Here is a 21,636-nt window from a genome sequence, read left to right as displayed (position 1 = left end):
CCGCGGCCGGACCGCGCGTGACGATGGCCGGCACCGGCAGCGCGATTTCCTGGCGCACGCCGTTGCGCTCGATCACCACGCCGCGGTCGCGGATCTCCACCAGGCGCAACTGCGCAGACAGCGCCGTGCCCGCGCGCACCGCCTTGGGCGGGCCGCCGTCGAGCGAGAGAATGGCCGCGCCAGCGCCGCTGCCGAGATCGGCCACCACGCCGATCAGCTGCACGTCGCGCACGCCCGACTGCGCGGCGCCGCCGAACAGCGTGCCGGCGGCGCCGGTCTCGACCGCCTCGGTCTGCGCCACGCGGGCGGTGCGCGGCACCGGGATCGTCTTCATCGCGCTGAACGTCAGCGCCCAGCGCGTGGCCAGCGCACACAGCGCGACGAACAGGACGAGCCCCGCCAGGCGCGGCAGCCAGAGGCCGGCAGGGTCGAGGCGAAAGGCGGGCCGCATGGAGAGTTGCACGGGGATCAGGGCTGCAGCAGGCTGCAAGGCGTGGAAAACGCCAAGCCTACCAGAGCCGCATGACAACTGTCTTCCCCGCGCCGGGACCTGGCAGGCCGCGCGCGGCCGGGATGCAGCGAGATGCCGCTTGCCCGCACGACCGGCCGCGGGTGAACATGCGGGCGCACGTCCGCAAAGCCGTCATGAAGTGGCGGTTATACTGTCTGGCGAGCCGCAGCGCCGCCCGCGTTCGAGGTCCCTGCGCTGCACCAGATATTCCAAAAGGCTATCCATGATGCGTAGGTTCGCTGCCAGCTTCGCCGATTCTTCCCGCCGTCCCGCCCGTTGCCAGTCCCGCCGCCAGTCGCGCGGCTTCACCCTGATCGAGATCATGGTCGTGATCGTGATCCTCGGCGTGCTGGCCGCGCTGGTGGTGCCCAAGATCATGAGCCGCCCCGACGAAGCCCGCATCGTCGCCGCGCGCCAGGACATCTCCTCGATCATGCAGGCGCTCAAGCTGTACCGCCTCGACAACAGCCGCTACCCCACCACCGAGCAAGGCCTGGCGGCGCTGGTGGTCAAGCCCGCCACCGAGCCCATCCCCAACAACTGGAAGGGCGGCGGCTACCTGGAAAAGCTGCCCAAGGACCCCTGGGGCCATCCCTACCAGTACCTGAACCCGGGCGTGCGCGGCGAGATCGACGTGTTCAGCTTCGGCGCCGACGGCCAGGCTGGCGGCAGCGGCAATGACGCCGATATCGGCAACTGGGAATAGGGATCCGTCGCCAATGACCGCGGCGGGCATGCAGCCATGAACCTCCGGCCGCACGGCCGCCGGCGCCAGCCCGGCAGCCACGGCTTTACCCTGCTGGAGCTGCTGGTCGTGATGGTGATCGCCGGCATCGTGATCTCGCTGGTGGCCGTCAATGCCACACCCAACGAGCGCGGGCGCGTGCTCGACGACGGACAGCGCATCGCGCGCCTGTTCGAGCTGGCTCAGGAAGAAGCCCAGCTGCGCGCCCGCCCGATCGCCTGGGAAGCCAGTACGTCCGGCTGGCGTTTCCTGCAGGCCACCCCGGCCGGCTGGAGCCCGCTCGCCAGCGACGTCTTCGCGCCCGCCAAATGGCGCCTCCAGCTCGACAATGTCGCCGTGACCGAAGGCGGGCGCGGCAACAACGGCACGCGCCTTGTGTTCGGGCGCGAGCTGATCGACGGCCCCCAGCACGTGGTGCTGGTGCGTGGCGACATCCGCGTGGACGTGGCCGGCGACGGCACCGGCCGCTATTTCGCCAGCACGCCATGACGCGCCGCGCCGACGCACGCCGCGCGGCCCCGCCCGGGCGCGGCTTCACCCTGATCGAAGTGCTGGTCGCGCTGACCATCCTGGCCGTGGCGCTGACCGCCGCCATGCGCGCGATGGGCTCGATGATCGAGGCCAGCGCCTCGCTGCAGACGCGCATGCTGGCCGAATGGAGCGCCGAGAACCACTTCGCCACGCTGCGCCTGTCCAAGACCTGGCCCGAGCCCGGCACGCGCGGCTACGCCTGCCCGCAGGGCGGCGTCGCGCTGTACTGCGAGGAAACCGTCTCGGCCACGCCCAACCCCTCGTTTCGCCGCGTCGAGATCGCGGTCTACCCGTCCGGCGCCGACAAATCCGTGCGCCTGGCCTGGCTCGTCACCATCATTCCCAATGAAACGCGCAACCTGCTCTAGGCGCCCCGTGCGCCCCGTGCGCCGCGCCGCCGGCGCGCGTGGCTTCACGCTGCTGGAGATGCTGGTGGCCATCACCCTGCTGGCGGTGATCGCGGTCATCGCCTGGCGCGGGCTGGACGCGATGACGCGCAGCCGCGAGCGCCTGACCGACCACGACGAGCGCCTCAATTCGCTCAAGCTGCTGTATGGACAGTTCCAGTCCGACTGCGAGCACCTCGCCAGCCCCGCGCTGCTGCAGCGCAGCCCCGTCGAACTGGGCAACGGCCAGCTGCTGATGGTGCGCGACCGCCGCGACGAAGGCCGTCCCACGCAGTGGCAGGTGGTTGCCTACCGCCTCGACGGCAATACCGTGGTGCGCTCGGCCAGCCCCCCGGCGGACAACCGCAACGCTGTACAGTCGGCGCTGCAGACGCAGCGCCAGGCGGGCGGCGGCGGCAACCTGGCGCGCGCGCTGGTGGGCGATGCCGCCGGCCTGTCCGCACGCGTGTGGACCGAGCCGGGTGGCTGGCAGTCCGAGAACGGCCGCATCGCGGCGGCCCTGCTCAGCGGCAACGCCAGCGCCAGCGCCGTGGCCGCATCGGGCGCGGGCGCGAGCCTCGGCGTGGCCACCACGGCGGTGCGCGCCATCGAGCTCAGCCTCACGGCGCGCATGGGCGACGGCGACGCGCCCCGGCAGTTCCAGAAGATCTGCATGACCGGGCTATGAGCAAGCGCACCGCATCCTTCGCCCGCGCCCCGGGCCTGCCCTCGCGCCGCCGCCAGCGCGGCGCCGCCGTGGTGACGGCGCTGCTGGTGGTGACGCTGGCGGTGGTGGTGGTGTCCGGCATGCTGTGGCGCCAGCAGGTGCAGATCCGCTCCATCGAGAACCAGCGCCTGCTGGCCCAGGCCACCTGGATCGAGCGCGCGGCGGTCGACTGGGCCCGCCTGATCCTGCGCGACGACCAGCGCCGCACCAATGTGGACCAGCTCGGCGAGCCCTGGGCCGTGCCCATCGCCGAGACCCGGCTGTCCGACTTCCTCGGCGCCGCGCTGCGCACCGACCAGGAAGGCGAGACCTCCTTCCTCTCGGGACGTATCCAGGATGCGCAGGCCCGCTTCAACCTCAGCAACCTGGTGCTGTGGAGCGCCAGCGAAGCGCAGGGCCGCGTTGCCAGCGTCGACCCGTCCAGCCTGGCGATCTACCGCCGCCTGCTGCAGACGCTGGGCCTGAACGCGGCGCTGGCCGAGCCCACGGCGCGCTACCTGGTCAACGCAGCCATGGGCGGCGATGGCAACGGCGGCCGGCAAGGCCTGCGCGCGCCCGACGGCGCCGACGACCTGCTCGCCATTCCCGGCTACACGCCCGACATCGTGGCGACGCTGGAGCCCTTCGTCGACCTGCTGCCCGAGCGCACGCTGGTCAACGCCAACACCGCCGAGGCCGAAGTGCTGGCCGCGGTCATCGACAAGCTGCCGCTGGATCGCGCGCGCGAGCTGGTACGCCAGCGCGACCGCGCCTACTTCAACAACGTGGCCGACGTGCAGTCCCAGCTGCGCACGCTGGCACCGCAGGCCGACCCCAACACCGCCACCAGCACGCTCGATGTGCGCACCCACTATTTCCTGGTCTACGGCCTGATCCGCCACGAGCGCGCCACCCGCATGCAGGTCTCGCTGGTCTATCGCGGCGAGGTGATGGGCAATGCCAACACCACCCGGGTGGTCTGGGTACGCGATCTGGAGCGCATGCCCGAGCCACGCTGAGGCCCCGGCGCGCCCTTTGTTTCCCCCCTTCCGGGTGGCGCCCCGGATACCTCCGGCGACCCCGCCGGCTGCCGCCAAAGGCGCTTGCCTGCAAGCCTTGCGGGCGCTCGAGGGCAGCTGTCACACAGATACGTATTGACGCCAATTCGTCACACAGGCAAGGTATGCTCCGGCCCGGCGCAAGCGTAGTCCGAGCGGTAGTCCAGCTCTTGCGCTTCCATCAGTGCAGTGCCGCCGGCGGCAACGCAGCCGGCGTCTTTCGCGTAGCGGAGCGGTCCGCCGCGCGGGCCGCCCGTCCCCCGCCATCGTTCATCGACGCCATTGCTGGCGCAGTAGCAAGGAAATCTTGAGCACCACCCTGTACGTCCGCCTGCCGCACAGGCCGCACGACCAGCCGCAACCCTGGCACTTCGGCGCCTTGCCGTTCGCGCTGGTGCGTGCGGCCGTGGCCGGACGCGGCCGTCGCCAGGGGCCCCAGGCGGCCCCGCAGCTGTTGCGCGAAGGCCACGCTCCCATTGCCGAACTGCCCGCGGCCGAACGGCTGGTCCTGATCCTGGCCGCCAGCGACGTACTGCTCACCCAGGCATCGGTGCCGCCGCTGGCGCCGGCGCGCCTCAAGCTGGCGCTGCCCAACCTGGTGGAAGATGTGCTCGCCACCGACGCCCAGCTCAGCCATATCGCCGTCGGCCCCGCGCTGGATGCGCCGGCCGGCAAGCCTGTGGCCGGCGCCCGCAAGCGCCTGCTGATGGTGACCGACCGCGCCTGGCTGCGCGCCGTGCTGGACGCTTTCGCCGAGCACCGCCATCGCCGCCGGCACGTGCTGCCGGCGCAGCTGTGCCTGCCCTTGCCGGCGCAGGGTGCCGCGCAGGCCCCGCAGGACGACGGCGCAGCCGCCGAAGACAGCACGCCGATGGCGGCCCTGGCGCTCGAGGCCGCCACGCTGACCAGCGCCTCGCCCCTGTTCGACACAGCGGGCGTGCCCGCGGCCGAGCAGCCCCCCCGCTTCTGGCAGCTGACCGTGCGCAGCGGCGAGTACGCCGGCTACGGCCTGCTGCTGGGCAACGACGCCCTCGGCGCCTGGCAAGGCCTGGCCCCGCCCGGCGACTGGTATGCCGCGCCGCAGGCGCTGGCGCAGGGCGCCCCGCAAGGCGCGCGCGCGCTCGGCTGGCGCGTGTGGATCGAGGGCGCGCGGGCCAGCCTGCTCGATCCCGCGCTCGACCTGGCCCAGTTCGAATTCGCCCAGGGCCGTGCCGACCGCTGGAACCTGAAGGCCTGGCGCCTGCCGCTGGCGCTGGCCGCTGGCCTGCTGCTGGTGCAGCTGATCGGCATGAATGTGCAGTGGCTGATGATGAGCCAGGAAGAAAAGCGCCTGCAGGCCGGCCAGGAGCAGGTCTTGCGCAGTGCCTTCCCGCAGATCCCGGTAGTGATCGACGCGCCGCTGCAGATGCGCCGCCAGGTCGACCAGTTGCGCCTGGCCTCCGGGCGCAGCACGCCCGACGATTTCCTGCCGCTGGCCGACCGCTTCGGCCAGGCCGCCCGCCAGCTCGCGCCCGACGCGCTGCTGGCGCTCGAGTACCGCGGGCACACGCTCTACGCCACGCTCAAGCCCGGCGCCAATGCCGAGGCCCTGCGCAGCGCGGCGCGCCAGTCCGGCCTGGCCATGGAGCCGGACAACAGCCCGCCGGACGCCACGCGCGGCAATACGCCGGCCGGCACGCGCTGGTCGATCAAGCCCAGCCTGTGAGCGCGGAGCGCCAAGTGAACCCGATGAAAGACACCGCATCCAAGCCCGGCTCCGCCGCCCGCCCGCGCGCCGCCGAGCGGCTGGCGCGCCTGCGCCCGCGCGTGCCGCAGCGCTGGCAGGAGCGTTTCCAGGCCTTCTGGTCGGCACGCAACCCGCGCGAGCAGGCCATCCTGGCCGGCGGCGGCACCGTGCTGGCGCTCGTGATCGGCTACAGCGTGCTGTGGGAGCCCGCCGCCGACGGCCGCGCCAGGCTGGCGCGCAGCCTGCCGCAGCTGCGCGGCGACCTGGCCGAGATGGAAACGCTCGCGCAGGAAGCGCGCGGCCTGGCCGCCAGCCCGGCGCCATCGCTGCGCGGCGAGGCGCTGACGCAGGCGCTGCAGGACAGCCTGGCCCAGCACGGCCTGAAGGCCACGCGCCTGGCCAGCACCGGCGACAACGGCGTGCAGCTCCAGCTCGACAAGGTCCCGTTCGGCGCCGTGGCCAGCTGGCTGCAGGACGTGCGCCAGCAACAGCGGCTCAAGGTAACCGACACGCGCATCGTCTACGTGGGCGCCACCGCCATGGTGAACGTCACCGCTACCCTGCAAGGCCCGGCCGCCAATCCGGGCGGGCGAGGCTGATGGCGCGCCTGGAGGCGCTCCGGCTGGCCCGCCGCGGCATGCGCAGCCCGCGCGGCTGGCGCCGCCTGGGCTGGCTTGCGCTGGGCCTGGCGACGGTCGCGCTGACGGTGCTGGCGGCCTTTCCCGCGGCCTGGATCGCCGACGGCATCGCCACCCGGAGCCAGCGCCGCGTGCTGCTGGCCGACGCCGAGGGCTCGCTGTGGAACGGCAGCGCGACGCTGGCGCTGTCCGCCGGCGCCGGCAGCGAGACCGCCACCGTGCTGCCCGGGCGGCTGCACTGGTCGGTGGCGTTCTGGCCGCTGCTCACCGGCACCCTGCGCCTGGTGGTCACGCATTCGGAAGCGATGAGCGGCCCGGTGGGCGTGGCAGTCACGCCGCTGGGCTGGACCGCGCAGGCGGGCGCCATCCGGCTGCCGGCTGCGCTGCTCGAAGGCGTTGGCGCGCCGTTCAACACCCTGCGCCCGGACGGCCTGATGCGCATCGACTGGTCCATGCTGCAGGGCCGCTTCTTCCGCCGCGCGGGCGACAGCGGCGGCGGTGGCATGACCGGCCACCTGACGCTGCGCCTCGAGCAAGTATCATCGGCTGTCAGCCGGGTGCGCCCGCTGGGCAGCTACCGCGCGGAGATCGACTGGGGCGGCGCCGACGGCAAGATAGAGCTGACAACCCTTGCCGGGCCGCTGCGCCTGCAAGGCAGCGGCATCCTGGGCCGCCAGGCACGCTTCGAGGGCACGGCCAGCGCCGACCCCGACGCCGCCGCGCAATTGGTGGGCCTGTTGAGCCTGCTGGGACGACGTGAGGACAATGTGACACGGCTGCGCTTCTGACCCGGCGGCAGGCGCGCCCCGCGCGCTCCTGCCGCCCGCAGCCCGGAACCGATTATGAAAACCCAAGCTCTACGACTCTCGTTCAAGACCCGCTGCGCCCGCGCCACCGCGCTGGTGTGCGGCCTCTCCCTGCTGGCGCCGGCGCCGCTGTGGGCCCAGCAACCGGCCCCGCAACCGGCGCAGCCGCCGGCCCAGCCCGGCCAGCCACCCGACCTGACCCCGCGCAACCGCGACCAGGTCGTGCTCAACTTCGTCAACGCCGACCTGGAATCGGTGGTGAAGGCGGTGGGGCAGGCCACCGGCAAGAATTTCGTCATCGACCCGCGCGTCAAGGGCTCGGTGAACCTGGTGACCGAACAGCCGGTATCGCGCTCGCAGGCGCTGGAAACGCTGGGTTCGGTGCTGCGCATGCAGGGCTATGCGATGGTCGAGAGCAATGGCTTCACCAAGGTGGTGCCGGAAGCCGACGCCAAGCTGCAGGGTTCGCCGATCGTGGTCGGCGGCGGCCGCTCGCGCGGCGACCAGGTCGTGACCCAGGTGTTCCGCCTCAACTATGAGTCGGCCAACAACCTGGTGCCGGTGCTGCGGCCCATGATCGCCCCCAACAACACCATCACCGCCTACCCGGGCAACAACACGCTGGTCATCACCGACTACGCCGAGAACCTGCAGCGCCTGGCCCGCATCATCGCCGCCATCGACGCGCCGGCCTCCGGCGAGGTCGAACTGGTGCCGCTCAGGAACGCCATCGCCAGCGACGCCGCGCTGGTCCTGCAGAAACTGCTGGACCCGGGCGCGGCGGGCGGTGCCGGCGGCGCGGTGCCCGGCGGCGACGTCTCCCTGCGCACCACCGTGGTGGCCGAGCCRCGCASCAAYKCGCTGATGATCCGCGCSTCCAGCCGCGCGCGCSTGCAGCAGGCGCGCCAGCTGATCGAGAAGCTCGACCAGCCCTACGCSCGSSCSGGCAAYATCTGGGTGGTGCCGCTGAAGAACGCAGAGGCCACCAAGCTGGCGCAGACCTTGCGCGCCATCGTGGCCGCCGACAGCTCGTTCAGCACCGGCCAGCCTGGCACGTCCGGCGCCGCCGGCGTGGGCTCCACCGGTACCGGCGGCCTGCTCAACACCTCCACGCCCGCCAGCGGCCAGTACACCGGCGGCACCACGGGCAGCATGCGCAGCGGTTCGGGCTCGGGCTTCGGCGCCGGCGGCGGCTCGGCCTTCTCGGCCTCGTTCGCCACCACCAACCTGCCCACCACGGGCGGCATCATCCAGGCCGACCCCGCCACCAACTCGCTGATCATCACCGCCAGCGAACCGGTCTACCGCAACCTGCGCGCCGTGATCGACGACCTCGACGCGCGCCGCGCGCAGGTCTACATCGAGTCGATGATCGTGGAGGTCTCCTCCACCCAGACCGGCCAGCTCGGCATCCAGTGGCAAGGCCTGATCAACTCGCGCGGCAGCAATACCAACGTCTTTGCCGGCACCAACTTCGGCACCGGCGGCCAGAACATCATCAACCTGACGGGCGCCGCCGCCGCGATCAATGCCGGTGGCGTCGCGGCCATTCCTGCGGTGTCGGGCCTGATCCCGGACCTGGCCGGCCTGAACCTCGGCCTCGTCAACAAGGCCATGGGCCTGGGGGCGCTGCTGCACGCGCTGGGCGCCGACGGCAGTGTCAACCTGCTGTCCACGCCGAACCTGATCACGCTGGAGAACGAAGAAGCCAAGATCCTGATCGGCCAGAACATCCCGATCACCACCGGCTCCTATGCGCAGACCGGCAGCGCCGCCACCGTCACGCCGTTCCAGACCTTCGACCGCAAGGACGTCGGCATCACGCTGCGGGTCAAGCCGCAGATCACCGACGGCGGCCTGGTGAAGATGCAGATCTACCAGGAGTCGTCCTCCGTGGTCGCAGGCACCGCCTCGCTCACGCAGGGCCCCACCACCAATGTTCGCTCGATCGAGACCAACGTGCTGGTGGACGACGGCCAGATCATCGTGCTCGGCGGCCTGATCGAAGACACCTACGGCGACGGCGTGCAGAAGGTGCCGGGCCTGGGCGACCTGCCGCTGATTGGCGGCCTGTTCCGCTACGAGAACAAGAACCGCGGCAAGACCAACCTGCTGGTGTTCCTGCGACCCTACGTGATGCGCACCGCCGGTGCCACCGACCGCCTCACGCAGGACCGCTACGACTACATGCGCGGCCTGCAGCAAAGCTACGTCTCGCCCAACATCATGACGCGCGACACCAACACGCCGGTGCTGCCGCCGGCCGATGCGCCGATGACGCCCTTCGTCGACCCGCGTTCGCGCGGGCCGGTGCCGGGCCCGCTGCCGCTGGAGCAGACGCTGCCGCAGTCGCGCCAGCAGCCGGCGCCGGGCGCGCCGGGCGCCGGCAGCGGCACCGTGGACGCCGCCCGCGGCGGGAACTGAGACACGCCATGGCAACTAGCATCGCCCCTGCCGGCGCGCCGGCCGCAACGCCCGAGGCGGCGCTGGAGCCGCCTTCGACCATGGCCGCGCGCCTGGTCCCCTACGGCTTCGCGCGCGAGGCGCGCCTGCTGATCGCGCACCAGCACGCGGACGGGCTGGAGGTCTGGGTCAGCCGCGCCACCTCGCCCGCGGCGCTGGCCGAGCTGACGCGCGTGCACGGGCCGCTGCACCTGCGCGTGCTGGAACCGGATGCGCTCGAACTGGCCATGTCCGAGGCCTACAACCGCCAGGACAGCGGCAGCGCCGCGCAGGTGGTGGGCGAGGTGGAGGGCGAAGTCGACCTGTCGCGCCTGATGCAGGACATTCCCGCCGTGGAAGACCTGCTCGAATCCGAGGACGACGCGCCCATCATCCGCATGATCAATGCGCTGCTCACGCAGGCCGCGCGCGAAGGCGCCTCGGATATCCATATCGAGCCGTTCGAGTCGTCCTCGGTGGTGCGCTTTCGCGTGGACGGCACGCTGCGCGACGTGGTGCGCCCGAAGAAGGCGCTGCACGGCGCGCTGATCTCGCGCATCAAGATCATGGCGCAGCTCGACATCGCCGAGAAGCGCCTGCCGCAGGACGGCCGCATCACGCTGCGCGTGGGCGGGCGTCCGGTGGACGTACGCGTCTCGACCCTGCCCACCGGCCACGGCGAACGCGCGGTGCTGCGCCTGCTCGACAAGGAAGCCGGCCGCCTCGACCTGGCCAAGCTCGGCATGGCGCCCGGCACGCTGGGCGGCTTCGATCACCTGATCCGCCAGCCGCACGGCATCGTGCTGGTGACCGGGCCGACCGGCTCGGGCAAGACCACCACGCTGTACGCCGCGCTGTCGCGCCTCGATTCGCGCACCACCAACATCATGACGGTGGAAGACCCGATCGAGTACGACCTCGACGGCATCGGCCAGACCCAGGTCAACCCGCGCATCGACATGACCTTCGGCAAGGCGCTGCGGGCCATCCTGCGCCAGGACCCGGACGTGGTGATGATCGGCGAAATCCGCGACCTCGAAACCGCGCAGATCGCGGTGCAGGCCTCGCTCACCGGCCACCTGGTGCTGGCCACGCTGCACACCAACGATTCCGCCTCGGCGGTGACGCGGCTGGTCGACATGGGCATCGAGCCCTTCCTGCTGTCGTCGTCGCTGCTCGGCGTGCTGGCGCAGCGGCTGGTACGCCGGCTCTGCCCGCACTGCAAGCGCGAGGAAGTGATCGAAGTCACGCCCGAGGAAGCCGATGCCCTGCTCGCCCAGGGCAAGCCGTTGCAGCGCGTGTGGCACGCGGTGGGCTGCGACAAGTGCGGACATTCCGGCTACCAGGGCCGCATGGGCGTGTACGAGCTGCTGAGCGTCGACGATGAGATCCGCACCATGATCCACCGGCAGTCGCCCGAGTCCGAGATCAAGAAGGTGGCACTCGCGCATGGCACGCACACCATGCGCGGCGATGCGCAGCGCTGGATCGACAGCGGCGCCACCGCGCTGGAAGAAGTGCTGCGCGTGACGCGCGACTAGCAGGACACCCGAGCAAAACCATGCCCGCCTATCGTTACGAGGCCGTTGACGCCGCCGGCAAGACCGACCGCGGGGTGATCGAGGCCGACAGCCCCAAGCAGGCCYGCGGCCAGTTGCGCGCACGCGGCCTGACCCCGCTCAACGTAGACCCGCTGGCCGGCGTCGGCGGCGTGCAGAAGAGCAGCACGGCGTCCTTCGTGCGGCGCCTGTCCACCCAGGAGCAGGCGCTGTTCACGCGCCAGCTCGCCAGCCTGATCGTGGCCGGCCTGCCGCTGGACGAAGCGCTGGCCGCGCTGGCCGACCAGGCCGAGCGCCGCTACGTGCACGAGCTGCTGGCGGGCATCCGCGCCGAGGTGATGGGCGGCAGCTCGCTGTCGCTGGCGCTGCAGCAGCATCCGCGCGATTTCCCCGACATCTACCGCGCGCTGGTCTCGGCCGGCGAGCACTCCGGCCACCTCGGCCTGGTGCTGGAAAAGCTGGCCGACTACATCGAGACGCGCAACACGCTCACCGCCAAGATCAGGCTGGCCTTCACCTACCCGGCCATCGTCACCGTGGTGGCCTTCGCCATCGTGATCTTCCTGCTTTCCTACGTGGTGCCGCAGGTGGTGAGCGTGTTCGCCAACACCAAGCAGAAGCTGCCCACGCTGACCATCATCATGCTGGCGCTGTCGGATTTCGTGCGCAACTGGTGGTGGGCCGCGCTGGCCTTCATCGTCGCGGTGGCGTTCGGCATCCGCAGCCTGCTGCGCCAGCCCGGGGTGCGGCTGTCGTGGCACCGCTGGCTGCTGACCGCGCCGCTGCTGGGCAAGCTGATCCGCGGCTACAACACCGCGCGCTTCGCCAGCACGCTGGCCATCCTGGTGTCGGCCGGCGTGCCCATCCTGCGCAGCCTGCAGGCAGCCGGCGAGACCCTGACCAACGAAGCGCTCAAGGACAACGTGGACGACGCCACCACGCGTGTGCGCGAAGGCGCCTCGCTGGCGCKCGCGCTGGCCGCGCAGAACCAGTTCCCGCCGGTGCTGGTGCACCTGATCCGCTCGGGCGAGGCCACCGGCAACCTGCCGGTGATGCTGGAGCGCGCCGCCCAGGGCGAAGGCCAGGAACTGGAGCGGCGCACGCTGTTCCTCACCAGCCTGCTGGAGCCGCTGCTGATCCTGAGCATGGGTGTGGTGGTATTGCTGATCGTGCTGGCGGTGCTGATGCCGATCATCGAGATCAACCAGCTGGTGCGGTAGCGCCCGAGGCCGGCTGAGGCAGGCAGAAATGAAAACGGCGCCGGAATGACCGGCGCCGTTTCTCCTTGCTTCTCTTCTGCCCTTGACGGCGTGCGGGCCGCGGCGCGCCACACATGGCACGCCTGTTACCCGCGGTCCCTGGCCTATTCGGCAGCCTTGGCCGTCTTCTTCGGGGCGCGCTTGGCCGGTGCCTTCTTGGCGGCCGGCTCGGCAGCCTTCTTCGCGGGCGCAGCCTTTTTGGCGGGTGCGGCCTTTTTGGCGGGCGCGGCCTTTTTCACCGCCGCGGCCTTCTTGGCAGGTGCCGCGGCCTTCTTGGCCGGAGCCTTCGGCTTGGCTTTCGCCTTGGCCTTCGGTTTTGCCTCGACCAGGGGCTCGGCGCCTTGCGCGGCTTCGGCGGCTTCGGCGGCTTCGGCTACTTCAGCAGCTTCGGCCACCGGGGTCGCCTCAACCGTCTCGACCGTCTCGACCGTCTCGACCACTTCGTCCGCCTTGCGCGCTTCGGCCGGCTCGACCGCTTCGACCGGCCTGGCCGGCTTGACCGGCCTGGTCACCTCGACCCGCTCTACCACCGGCGCGATCACGGTCGCGGAAGGCGCTACGAAGAGCGACCGGTCCATCGGCCACGGGGTCTCGCTCAGCGTGACTTCGGGCTTGGGCGGCTTGCGGCGGCGCGCGGCGTTCGTCGCACCGGCATCGCCTTCCGTCAGTTCGCCTTCCATCGACTCGGCATCATCGAAGCCGTCCTGCGCCAGCGCGAGGGCGTCCAGCGGATCGACCACGAACGAAGGCACGTCATCGCTCTCGTCCGCCTGCGCAGCGTGCTCGGGCAGCGGCGCGGGCTGGATCGGCAGCGCAGGCTGCTGCGCCGGCGCGGGACGCGCACCGTGCGCCTGCTGGGAAGCATGGCGATCGCCGCCCTGGCGGCCGTCGCCGCGGCGGTTGTCGCCGCGACGGCTGTCGCGGTTTTCACGGTTGTCGCGGTTTTCGCGGTTGTCGGGCTGGCGGCTTTCGCGGTTGTCGCCCTGGCGATTGTCCGGCTGGCGGCCTTCGCGGTTGTCGGTCTGGCGATTGTCGGGCTGACGGCCTTCGCGGGTGTCGGCCTGGCGATTGTCGGGCTGACGGCCTTCGCGGGTGTCGGCCTGGCGATTGTCCGGCTGACGGCCTTCGCGGTTGTCGGTCTGGCGATTGTCGGGCTGACGGCCTTCGCGGTTGTCGGTCTGGCGATTGTCGGGCTGACGGCCTTCGCCTTGGCGGTTGTCGCGGTTGTCGCGGTTGTCGCGGTTCTCGCCCTGGCGGGCGTCACGATTGTCGCGGCTCTCCACCTGGCGGCTTTCGGTCGGCCGGCTTTCTGCCGGGCGGCTCTCGGCCGGGCGATTGTCGCGGCTGTCGCCCTGGCGGCCTTCGGCCGGGCGGCTCTCGCCTTCGCCTTGCTTCGAACGGCGCTTGAGGCGCACCCACAGCGTCTTGTTGTTGCCGCCGTTACGCGTCTCGACTTCGAACAGGCCAGTGGCGGCCACCAGCTCGGAGAGCTTGCCGTAACCGTAGTTGCGCGAGTCGAATTCCGGCGCCTGCTTGGCGATATGGGTACCCATGCCGCCCAGCGTGGACCAGCCCTCTTCGTCGGACACGGCCTGCGAAGCGTTCTGCAGCAAGCGCACCAGGCGCGAATCCTGGCGCAGCTCGCCGCTGTTGCGCTTGCGCGCGGGCGCGGCGGTGCCATCCGCCTCCGTGTCGGTATCGGCATCGCTGTCGGCGGCGCGCAGCACGTCGGCGTAGATGAATTTGTCGCAGGCGGTGACGAACGGCTTGGGCGTCTTGCGCTCGCCGAAGCCATACACGGTCAGGCCCTGCTCGCGGATGCGCGAGGCCAGGCGCGTGAAATCGCTGTCGCTGGAGACGATGCAGAAGCCGTCGAAGCGGCCCGTGTACAGCAGGTCCATCGCGTCGATGATCATCGCGCTGTCGGTGGCGTTCTTGCCCACCGTGTAGCGGAACTGCTGGATCGGCTGGATCGAGTGCGAGAGCAGGCGCTCCTTCCAGCTGGCGAGATTGGGCTTGGTCCAGTCGCCGTAGATGCGCTTGACGGCGGCCACGCCGTACTTGGCGACTTCGGCCAGCAAGCCTTCGACGATGGCGGGCGCCGCATTGTCGGCGTCGATCAGCACGGCCAGGGTGGCGGTGCCCTGGCGGGAGGAAATGGTCATTTAGGATCCTGGAGGCCGGTCGGCCTCGGGTAGGGCGGGTTGCACCGTGGCGCGCTCCCTCGGGATATGGCGCACGGTCCGCATCTGCCCGTTCGTTGTGCAAACTGTTTGCAGCGCAGTGTACACGCGAAGCCGTGACAACATGGGAAAGCGCGCCCGCGGCTGGCGCATTTATTGCTGCATCGCAAGGTGCCGCCTCTCCGGGGCCGGTGCTACCATGCTGCAAAGAGACACGGTCGTCCTATGCCTTCACGAGAGGCTGCGCACGGCCGCCCACAACTGAAGTGAGTCGGCGATCCCGACTGCATTCCCCATAGAGGAGCACCTATGAATGCCCCCTTGACTCCGCCGGTCAGCGACGCCATCCGCCGCGCGCTCGAAAACGTTTCCCTGGACGACAAATACACGCTCGAACGCGGCCGCATCTATATCAGCGGCATGCAGGCCCTGGTGCGCCTGCCGATGCTCCAGCGCGAACGCGACCGCGCCGCCGGGCTCAACACCGCGGGCTTCATTTCCGGCTACCGCGGCTCGCCGCTGGGCGGGCTGGACCAGTCGCTGTGGAAGGCCAAGAAGCACCTGGCCGCCCACGACATCGTGTTCCAGCCGGGCCTGAACGAAGACCTCGCCGCCACGTCGGTATGGGGATCGCAGCAGGTCAATATGTACCCGGACGCGAAGTTCGACGGCGTGTTCGGCATGTGGTACGGCAAGGGCCCCGGCGTGGACCGCACCGCCGATGTCTTCAAGCACGCCAATTCGTCCGGCTCCTCGAAGCATGGCGGCGTGCTGGTGCTGGCGGGCGACGATCACGCCGCCAAGTCCTCCACGCTGGCGCACCAGTCCGAGCACATCTTCAAGGCCTGCGGGCTGCCGGTACTGTTTCCGTCCAATGTGCAGGAGTACCTCGACTTCGGCCTGCACGGCTGGGCCATGAGCCGCTATTCCGGACTGTGGGCGGCGATGAAGTGCGTAACCGACGTGGTGGAATCGTCGGCCTCGGTCGAACTCGATCCGCATCGCGTGGAGATCGTGCTACCCGAGGATTTCGCGGTGCCGCCGGGTGGCCTCAATATCCGCTGGCCGGACCCGCCGCTCGAACAGGAAGCCCGCCTGCTGGACTTCAAGTGGTACGCCGGCCTGGCCTATGTGCGCGCCAACAAGATCGACCGCATCGAGATCGATTCGCCACAGGCGCGCTTCGGCATCATGACCGCCGGCAAGGCGTATCTCGACACCCGCCAGGCCCTGTGCGACCTGGGCCTGGACGAAGAGACCTGCGCGCGCATCGGCATCCGCCTGTACAAGGTGGGCTGCGTGTGGCCGCTGGAGGCGCACGGCGCGCGCGCGTTCGCCGAAGGCCTGCAGGAAATCCTGGTGGTCGAGGAAAAGCGCCAGATCATGGAGTACGCGCTCAAGGAAGAGCTGTACAACTGGCGCGACGACGTGCGCCCCAAGGTCTACGGCAAGTTCGACGAGAAGGACAACGCCGGCGGCGAGTGGTCGATCCCGCAAAGCAACTGGCTGCTGCCGGCGCACTATGAGCTGTCGCCGGCCATCATCGCGCGCGCCATCGCCACGCGCCTGGAGAAGTTCGAACTGCCGTCCGACGTGCGCGCACGCATCGCCGCGCGCATCGCGGTGATCGACGCCAAGGAGAAGAGCCTGGCGGTGCCGCGCGTGACGGCCGAGCGCAAGCCCTGGTTCTGCTCGGGCTGCCCGCACAACACGTCGACCAACGTGCCCGAGGGCTCGCGCGCGATGGCCGGCATCGGCTGCCACTACATGACGGTGTGGATGGACCGCAACACCAGCACCTTCAGCCAGATGGGCGGCGAAGGCGTGGCGTGGATCGGGCAGATGCCGTTCGCCGGCGCCAAGCACGTGTTCGCCAACCTGGGCGACGGCACCTACTTCCACTCCGGCCTGCTGGCGATCCGCGCCTCGATCGCGGCCAACGTCAACATCACCTACAAGATCCTCTACAACGACGCGGTCGCCATGACCGGCGGCCAGCCCATCGACGGCAAGCTGTCGGTGCAGGACGTGGCCAACCAGGTCGCGGCCGAAGGCGCGAAGCAGATCGTCATCGTCACCGACGAGCCGGACAAGTACAGCGCCGCCATCAAGCTGCCGCAAGGCGTGGAAGTGCATCACCGCGACGAGCTGGACAAGATCCAGCGCGAGCTGCGCGAAGTGCCGGGCTGCACGATCCTGATCTACGACCAGACCTGCGCCACCGAGAAGCGCCGCCGCCGCAAGCGCGGCACCTATCCGGACCCGGCCAGGCGCGCCTTCATCAACGATGCGGTCTGCGAAGGCTGCGGCGACTGCTCGGTCAAGTCCAACTGCCTGTCGGTGGAACCGCTGGAGACCGAGTTCGGCACCAAGCGGCAGATCAACCAGTCGTCGTGCAACAAGGACTTCTCCTGCGTCAACGGCTTCTGCCCGAGCTTCGTCACGGCCGAAGGCGCGCAGGTGAAGAAACCCGAGCGCCACGGCATATCGATGGAGAGCCTGCCTGCGCTGCCGTTGCCTGAACTACCCGGCCTCGATCATCCGTACGGCGTGCTGGTCACCGGTGTCGGCGGCACCGGCGTGGTCACCATCGGCGGCCTGCTCGGCATGGCTGCGCACCTGGAGGACAAGGGCGTCACCGTGCTCGATATGGCGGGCCTCGCGCAGAAAGGCGGCGCCGTGCTCTCGCACGTGCAGATCGCCGCGCGGCCCGAGCAACTGCACGCCACCCGCATCGCCATGGGCGAGGCGGACCTGGTGATCGGCTGCGACGCCATCGTCAGCGCCACCGACGATGTCATCTCCAAGACCCAGGTCGGCCGCACGCGCGCCATCATCAACACCGCGCAGACACCCACGGCCGAGTTCATCAAGAACCCGAAGTGGCAGTTCCCCGGCGTGTCGGCCGAGCAGGATGTGCGCAACGCGGTCGGCGAGTCCTGCGACTTCATCAATGCCGGCGCCCTGGCCGTGGCACTGCTGGGCGACACCATCTACACCAACCCGCTGGTGCTGGGCTATGCCTGGCAAAAAGGCTGGCTGCCGCTGTCGCTCGACGCCATGGTGCGCGCGATCGAACTCAACGGCGTCGCGGTGGAGAAGAACAAGGCCGCCTTCGACTGGGGCCGCCACATGGCGCACGACCCGGAACACGTGCTGTCGCTCACCGGCAAGCTCAAGAGCACCGCCGAGGGCGCCGACGTGGTCAAGCTGCCCACCTCCTCCGGTGCGCTGCTGGAGAAGCTCATCACGCGCCGCGCCGAGCATCTCGCCGCCTACCAGGACGCCGCCTACGCGCAGACCTTCCGCGCTGCCGTGAACAACGTGCGCGCGAAGGAAATCGAACTGGTCGGCAGCGCCAAGCCGCTGCCGCTGACCGAGGCAGTGGCACGCAACCTGTCCAAGCTGATGGCCTACAAGGACGAGTACGAGGTCGCCCGCCTCTACACCGATCCGGTCTTCCTCGACAAGCTGCGCAGCCAGTTCGAGGGCGAGCCCGGGCGCGACTACCAGCTGAAGTTCTGGCTGGCACCGCCGCTGCTGGCCAAGCGCGACGAAAAGGGCCACCTGGTCAAGCGCGCTTTCGGCCCGTCCACCATGACCCTGTTCCGCCTGCTGGCGAAACTCAAGGGCCTGCGCGGCGGCCCGCTCGACGTGTTCGGCAGGACCGCCGAGCGCCGCACCGAACGCGCGCTGATCGGCGAGTACCGCGCGCTGCTCGACGAGCTGACACGGGACCTGAGCCCGGCCAACCACGCGACCGCTGTCGCGCTGGCAAACCTGCCCGACGACATCCGCGGCTTCGGCCACATCAAGGATGACAACCTGGTCAAGGTGCGCTCGCGCTGGTCGGCGCTGCTGGAACAGTTCCGCCATCCGGAGACGGCGCAGCAGGTGGCATGAGGTGAAGCTCGGGCGCAGCCTTGCGGCGGCGCCCCGGTTGTCGTCAAACCCCGCGTTATTCGTAGCGCGGGGTTTTTTTTGGCGGCGCCATGTTCCGATCCGTTCCGGTCGGCCCGCCCGCCAGCGCGCACGCCCTCACGCCGGCTGCGCCAGCGTCGTCTCGTTTTCCTTCACGTACATCGAGTTGCGCGGCCGCGCGAACACGCGCCGCACCATCGGTTCGAAGAACGACAGCGGCAGGTTGTCGTAGTCCTGCATGAAGGCGGCGCCGTCGTACTTGGCGCAGAACTCGGCGGTGCGCGCGAACAGCTCGGGCTGGCCGCGGAATTGCTCGCGCAGGTTGCGGTCAAGGCCCAGGTGGTGAAAGAAGTAGTAGCCCTGGAACACGCCGTGCTTCTCCACCATCCACAGGTTCTCGGGGCTGACGAAGGGCTTGAGGATGGCCGCGGCGATGTCGGGATGGTTGAAGCTGCCGAGCGTGTCGCCGATGTCGTGCAACAGCGCGCACACCACGTATTCCTCGTCGCGGCCGTCACGGTGCGCCAGCGTGGCGGTCTGCAGGCTGTGGGCCAGGCGGTCGATGGGAAAGCCGCCGCAGTCGCCGTCGAGCAGCTTGAGGTGGGCCAGCACGCGGTCGGCCAGGTTTTGCGCGAAGGGCATGAACTCGGCGGAAATGGCGGCCCAGTCCTCGCGTGTGCCGTTTTCCATATGGCTGAAGGTGGCGCGGGCGTGCTTTGTGGTTTCGCTCATGGGGGTGGTCTCCTGTGGCGGGTTGTCCCCGCTTGTCTTGATATTGGCGAAGCCGATTCTGGCACAGCTTTCGCGGCTACACTGTCAAGGACTCGACATTACCGCCGCCGCGCGGCGCCTCGACCCAGCATGCAGATCCGCCCTTACCTGGCCTCCGACGAGCACGACATCATCGCCCTGTGGCAGGCCTGCGGCCTGACCCGGCCCTGGAACGACCCGAAGAAGGACATCGCCCGCAAGCTCACCGAGCAGCCCGAGCTGTTCCTGGTCGGGGAAGTGGATGGCCGCGCCGTGGCCTCCGCCATGGTCGGCTTCGACGGCCACCGCGGCTGGGTGTACTACCTGGCCGTGCATCCGGACCACCGGCGCCGCGACCACGGCCGCCGCCTGATGGCGCACGCCGAGCAGCTGCTGATCGAGCGCGGCTGCCCCAAGATCAACCTGCTGGTGCGCACCGGCAACCACCAGGTGATCGATTTCTACCGCAGCCTCGGGTACGCCCAGGACGAGGCGGTCAGCCTGGGCAAGCGGCTGATCCCGGACCTGTAGCCACACCACGCCACCGGCAGGCAGCCATGTTCCGCATCCTCGCCATCGATCACCTGGTCCTGCGCAGCGCCGATGTGCCCGCGCTGCTGCGTTTCTACGTGGAGGTGCTGGGCTGCAGCGTGGAGCGCGAGCAGCCGGCCTTCGGCCTGACCCAGCTGCGCGCCGGCAGCGGCCTGATCGACCTGGTCACGCTGGACGGCCCGCTCGGCCGCGCGGGTGGCGCCGGGCCCGGTGCGCAGGGGCACAACCTGGACCATTTCTGCCTGCGCGTCGATCCCTTCGACGCCGATGCCCTGGGCACCCACCTGCGCGCGCATGGGGTGGAGCCGGGTCCGGTGGAGATGCGCTTCGGCGCCGAGGGCAAGGGGCCGTCGATCTACGTGCGCGATCCCGATGGCAATGTCGTCGAGCTGAAGGGGCCGCCAACGGATACGGTTGCGTAGCCTGTGCGGCGAACTAGGCATGCGGGCCGGATAGCCCTACAATTCCCGCTTCCCTCCGCCGCCGCTCCGGGCGCGCCATGACCGCACAAGACGCTGCTTCCGCACCACCTGCCGGCCGGCCTCCCATTTCCCCGCGCCAGCTGGTCTGGACCCTCGGCATCACCGAGACCATTTCCTGGGGCACCCTCTATTTCGCTTTCACCGTCTTTATCGGGCCGATGAGCGCCGCGCTGGGCTATTCCAAGCCCTTCCTCGCCGGCGGCTATTCGCTGGGCCTGCTGGTGTGGGCAATGTGCTCGTTCGCCGTGGGCCGGCTGCTGGACCGCGTGCCGGCGCGCATCGTCATGACCACCGGCTCCGCGCTGGCCGGCTGCGGGCTAATGCTATGGGCCTGGAGTCCGAGCCAGGCGGCTTTCCTGCTGATGTGGATACCGCTGGGCCTGGCCATGTCCACCACGCTGTACGAGCCGGCCTTCGTGGTGCTGCGCCAGGCCTTCGGCGACGGCTACCAGAAGTCCATCATGACGGTGACGCTGATGGCCGGCTTCGCCAGCACGATCTTCGTGCCGCTGGCGCAATGGCTGGTGCTGCATCTGGGCTGGCGCGAGACGCTGCTGTGCTTCGCCGCGCTCAACCTGCTGGTCTGCGCGCCGCTGCACGCGCGCCTGCGCTACCTGGCGCACGCCAGCTACGCCGCCGCCCCGGCACCGGCCATGCCGCTGGCCGACCCGGCACAGCCCGGCATCGCGCGCCTCGCGCTGCGCCAGCCGGTGTTCTGGGCGGTGGTGCTGGCCTTCACGGCGCTGGCGGTGATTGCCTCGCTGCTGGGCGCCCACCTGATCCCGATGCTGACCGAGAAGGGACTGCCGCTGGGCGAGCAGTTGATCGTGGCGGCGCTGATCGGCCCGGCCCAGGTGGTGGGCCGGCTGGTCATGATGCGCTTCCCGGCGCGCCATCCGCTGCGCCTGTCGCTGCCGGTCTACGCGGTGATGAGCGTGGGCCTGGTGTGCTTCGCGCTCGGCTACGGCAAGTGGCTGATGGCGGCGGCCGTGCTCTACGGCTGCGCCAACGGCATCAACACCATGCTGCGCGCCATGGCCATGCCGGAGCTGATCTCGCGCCATCACTACGCCACGCTCAACGGCCTGATGATGACGCCGGTGCTGCTGATGCAGGCCGCCGCGCCCTGGCTGGGCGCGCTGCTGTGGCGCGCGGCCGGCGGCTACTGGCTGATGCTGTGGGTGATGGTGGCGCTGGCGCTGTCGGCGCTGGGGGCCTTCGCCTTCGCGCTGCACCAGCGCGGCCTGCTGCGCCCGGCCACGACCGCGCTGGCATAGCGCCGGCGAGCGCCGCATGGCGCGCACGTCATGCGGCCGACGCACCGATGTGCGACGATGCGGGGCTCGAACACTTCGCTGCGCCCGCCGGGGCACGGCGCGCC

The 21,636-nt window shown here is 70.2% G+C and carries 18 protein-coding genes; 15 read left to right on the top strand and 3 right to left on the bottom strand.

Going from position 1 to position 21,636, the window contains the following annotated elements; genetic code table 11:
• A partial coding sequence (locus AC1DO7_RS13020; protein ID WP_477116212.1) for a hypothetical protein occupies positions 1 to 451 on the bottom strand: 451 nt, incomplete at its 3' end.
• 286 nt (positions 452 to 737) lie between these two features.
• On the opposite strand from AC1DO7_RS13020, the gene gspG reads away from it, so the two are divergent.
• From gspG to gspF, 11 genes are all read left to right on the top strand, one after another.
• Positions 738 to 1,217, top strand: coding sequence for a type II secretion system major pseudopilin GspG (gene gspG / locus AC1DO7_RS13015; protein ID WP_441613059.1), 480 nt, complete (start codon positions 738 to 740; stop codon positions 1,215 to 1,217).
• A 36-nt stretch (positions 1,218 to 1,253) separates the two neighbouring features.
• Positions 1,254 to 1,745, top strand: a complete 492-nt coding sequence (locus AC1DO7_RS13010; RefSeq protein ID WP_441613022.1) for a GspH/FimT family pseudopilin — start codon at positions 1,254 to 1,256, stop codon at positions 1,743 to 1,745.
• Positions 1,742 to 2,155, top strand: coding sequence for a type II secretion system minor pseudopilin GspI (gspI, locus tag AC1DO7_RS13005; protein WP_441613021.1), 414 nt, complete (start codon positions 1,742 to 1,744; stop codon positions 2,153 to 2,155). The genes AC1DO7_RS13010 and gspI overlap by 4 nt, the downstream gene beginning before the upstream one ends.
• Positions 2,133 to 2,861, top strand: coding sequence for a PulJ/GspJ family protein (locus AC1DO7_RS13000; RefSeq protein ID WP_441613020.1), 729 nt, complete (start codon positions 2,133 to 2,135; stop codon positions 2,859 to 2,861). Before gspI ends, AC1DO7_RS13000 begins: the two co-directional genes overlap by 23 nt.
• Complete coding sequence (gene gspK / locus AC1DO7_RS12995; RefSeq protein ID WP_441613019.1) at positions 2,858 to 3,898, top strand: type II secretion system minor pseudopilin GspK; 1,041 nt, start codon at positions 2,858 to 2,860, stop codon at positions 3,896 to 3,898. Before AC1DO7_RS13000 ends, gspK begins: the two co-directional genes overlap by 4 nt.
• A gap of 346 nt (positions 3,899 to 4,244) precedes the next feature.
• Complete coding sequence (gene gspL / locus AC1DO7_RS12990) at positions 4,245 to 5,642, top strand: type II secretion system protein GspL (protein ID WP_441613018.1); 1,398 nt, start codon at positions 4,245 to 4,247, stop codon at positions 5,640 to 5,642.
• Positions 5,643 to 5,665: 23 nt separating this feature from the next.
• Positions 5,666 to 6,262 carry a type II secretion system protein M gene (locus AC1DO7_RS12985; RefSeq protein ID WP_441613058.1) on the top strand — a complete coding sequence of 199 codons (597 nt, stop codon included), beginning with the start codon at positions 5,666 to 5,668 and terminating at the stop codon, positions 6,260 to 6,262.
• A complete protein-coding gene (gene gspN / locus AC1DO7_RS12980) occupies positions 6,262 to 7,089 on the top strand; it encodes a type II secretion system protein N (RefSeq protein ID WP_441613017.1) in 828 nt (275 codons plus the stop codon). The genes AC1DO7_RS12985 and gspN overlap by 1 nt, the downstream gene beginning before the upstream one ends.
• 54 nt (positions 7,090 to 7,143) lie before the next feature.
• On the top strand, positions 7,144 to 9,531 hold the full coding sequence (gene gspD / locus AC1DO7_RS12975; RefSeq protein WP_477116211.1) for a type II secretion system secretin GspD: 2,388 nt from the start codon (positions 7,144 to 7,146) through the stop codon (positions 9,529 to 9,531).
• A gap of 8 nt (positions 9,532 to 9,539) precedes the next feature.
• Complete coding sequence (gene gspE / locus AC1DO7_RS12970; RefSeq protein WP_441613015.1) at positions 9,540 to 11,090, top strand: type II secretion system ATPase GspE; 1,551 nt, start codon at positions 9,540 to 9,542, stop codon at positions 11,088 to 11,090.
• Positions 11,091 to 11,110: 20 nt separating this feature from the next.
• Complete coding sequence (gene gspF / locus AC1DO7_RS12965) at positions 11,111 to 12,328, top strand: type II secretion system inner membrane protein GspF (protein ID WP_477116210.1); 1,218 nt, start codon at positions 11,111 to 11,113, stop codon at positions 12,326 to 12,328.
• 143 nt (positions 12,329 to 12,471) lie between these two features.
• On the opposite strand, the gene AC1DO7_RS12960 is transcribed toward gspF, so the two are convergent.
• The gene (locus tag AC1DO7_RS12960; RefSeq protein WP_441613013.1) at positions 12,472 to 14,532 is read right to left on the bottom strand and encodes an NYN domain-containing protein; all 2,061 of its coding nucleotides are present in this window, start codon (positions 14,530 to 14,532) and stop codon (positions 12,472 to 12,474) included.
• Between the two features lie 327 nt (positions 14,533 to 14,859).
• Between AC1DO7_RS12960 and AC1DO7_RS12955 the strand changes: the two genes are divergently transcribed.
• Entirely contained in the window at positions 14,860 to 18,453 is a 3,594-nt protein-coding gene (locus tag AC1DO7_RS12955) for an indolepyruvate ferredoxin oxidoreductase family protein (RefSeq protein ID WP_441649950.1), read from the top strand.
• Positions 18,454 to 18,588: 135 nt separating this feature from the next.
• Here AC1DO7_RS12955 and AC1DO7_RS12950 read toward each other — a convergent pair whose 3' ends face one another.
• The gene (locus AC1DO7_RS12950; RefSeq protein WP_441613011.1) at positions 18,589 to 19,203 is read right to left on the bottom strand and encodes an HD domain-containing protein; all 615 of its coding nucleotides are present in this window, start codon (positions 19,201 to 19,203) and stop codon (positions 18,589 to 18,591) included.
• A gap of 129 nt (positions 19,204 to 19,332) precedes the next feature.
• Between AC1DO7_RS12950 and AC1DO7_RS12945 the strand changes: the two genes are divergently transcribed.
• The 3 genes from AC1DO7_RS12945 to AC1DO7_RS12935 all read left to right on the top strand — a co-directional run bounded on the left by AC1DO7_RS12945 (position 19,333) and on the right by AC1DO7_RS12935 (position 21,532).
• Entirely contained in the window at positions 19,333 to 19,752 is a 420-nt protein-coding gene (locus AC1DO7_RS12945; protein WP_441613010.1) for a GNAT family acetyltransferase, read from the top strand.
• A 26-nt stretch (positions 19,753 to 19,778) separates the two neighbouring features.
• Entirely contained in the window at positions 19,779 to 20,195 is a 417-nt protein-coding gene (locus tag AC1DO7_RS12940) for a VOC family protein (protein WP_441613009.1), read from the top strand.
• 77 nt (positions 20,196 to 20,272) lie between these two features.
• Positions 20,273 to 21,532, top strand: a complete 1,260-nt coding sequence (locus tag AC1DO7_RS12935) for an MFS transporter (protein WP_441613008.1) — start codon at positions 20,273 to 20,275, stop codon at positions 21,530 to 21,532.
• Positions 21,533 to 21,636 lie beyond the last annotated feature (104 nt).

The sequence above is a fragment of the Cupriavidus sp. 05N40 genome, assembly GCF_056397305.1.
The sequence above is the reverse complement of the archived record's forward strand: the minus strand, read 5'-3'. Positions and strand labels throughout refer to the sequence as shown.

Bases quoted from the DNA above. Each gene is read 5' to 3' on its own strand.
- gspG (WP_441613059.1), top strand. From the start codon at position 738: ATGCGTAGGTTCGCTGCCAGCTTCGCCGATTCTTCCCGCCGTCCCGCC.
- AC1DO7_RS13010 (WP_441613022.1), top strand. From the start codon at position 1,254: ATGAACCTCCGGCCGCACGGCCGCCGGCGCCAGCCCGGCAGCCACGGC.
- gspI (WP_441613021.1), top strand. From the start codon at position 1,742: ATGACGCGCCGCGCCGACGCACGCCGCGCGGCCCCGCCCGGGCGCGGC.
- AC1DO7_RS13000 (WP_441613020.1), top strand. From the start codon at position 2,133: ATGAAACGCGCAACCTGCTCTAGGCGCCCCGTGCGCCCCGTGCGCCGC.
- gspK (WP_441613019.1), top strand. From the start codon at position 2,858: ATGAGCAAGCGCACCGCATCCTTCGCCCGCGCCCCGGGCCTGCCCTCG.
- AC1DO7_RS12985 (WP_441613058.1), top strand. From the start codon at position 5,666: ATGAAAGACACCGCATCCAAGCCCGGCTCCGCCGCCCGCCCGCGCGCC.
- gspN (WP_441613017.1), top strand. From the start codon at position 6,262: ATGGCGCGCCTGGAGGCGCTCCGGCTGGCCCGCCGCGGCATGCGCAGC.
- gspE (WP_441613015.1), top strand. From the start codon at position 9,540: ATGGCAACTAGCATCGCCCCTGCCGGCGCGCCGGCCGCAACGCCCGAG.
- AC1DO7_RS12960 (WP_441613013.1), bottom strand. From the start codon at position 14,532: ATGACCATTTCCTCCCGCCAGGGCACCGCCACCCTGGCCGTGCTGATC.
- AC1DO7_RS12955 (WP_441649950.1), top strand. From the start codon at position 14,860: ATGAATGCCCCCTTGACTCCGCCGGTCAGCGACGCCATCCGCCGCGCG.
- AC1DO7_RS12950 (WP_441613011.1), bottom strand. From the start codon at position 19,203: ATGAGCGAAACCACAAAGCACGCCCGCGCCACCTTCAGCCATATGGAA.
- AC1DO7_RS12945 (WP_441613010.1), top strand. From the start codon at position 19,333: ATGCAGATCCGCCCTTACCTGGCCTCCGACGAGCACGACATCATCGCC.
- AC1DO7_RS12940 (WP_441613009.1), top strand. From the start codon at position 19,779: ATGTTCCGCATCCTCGCCATCGATCACCTGGTCCTGCGCAGCGCCGAT.
- AC1DO7_RS12935 (WP_441613008.1), top strand. From the start codon at position 20,273: ATGACCGCACAAGACGCTGCTTCCGCACCACCTGCCGGCCGGCCTCCC.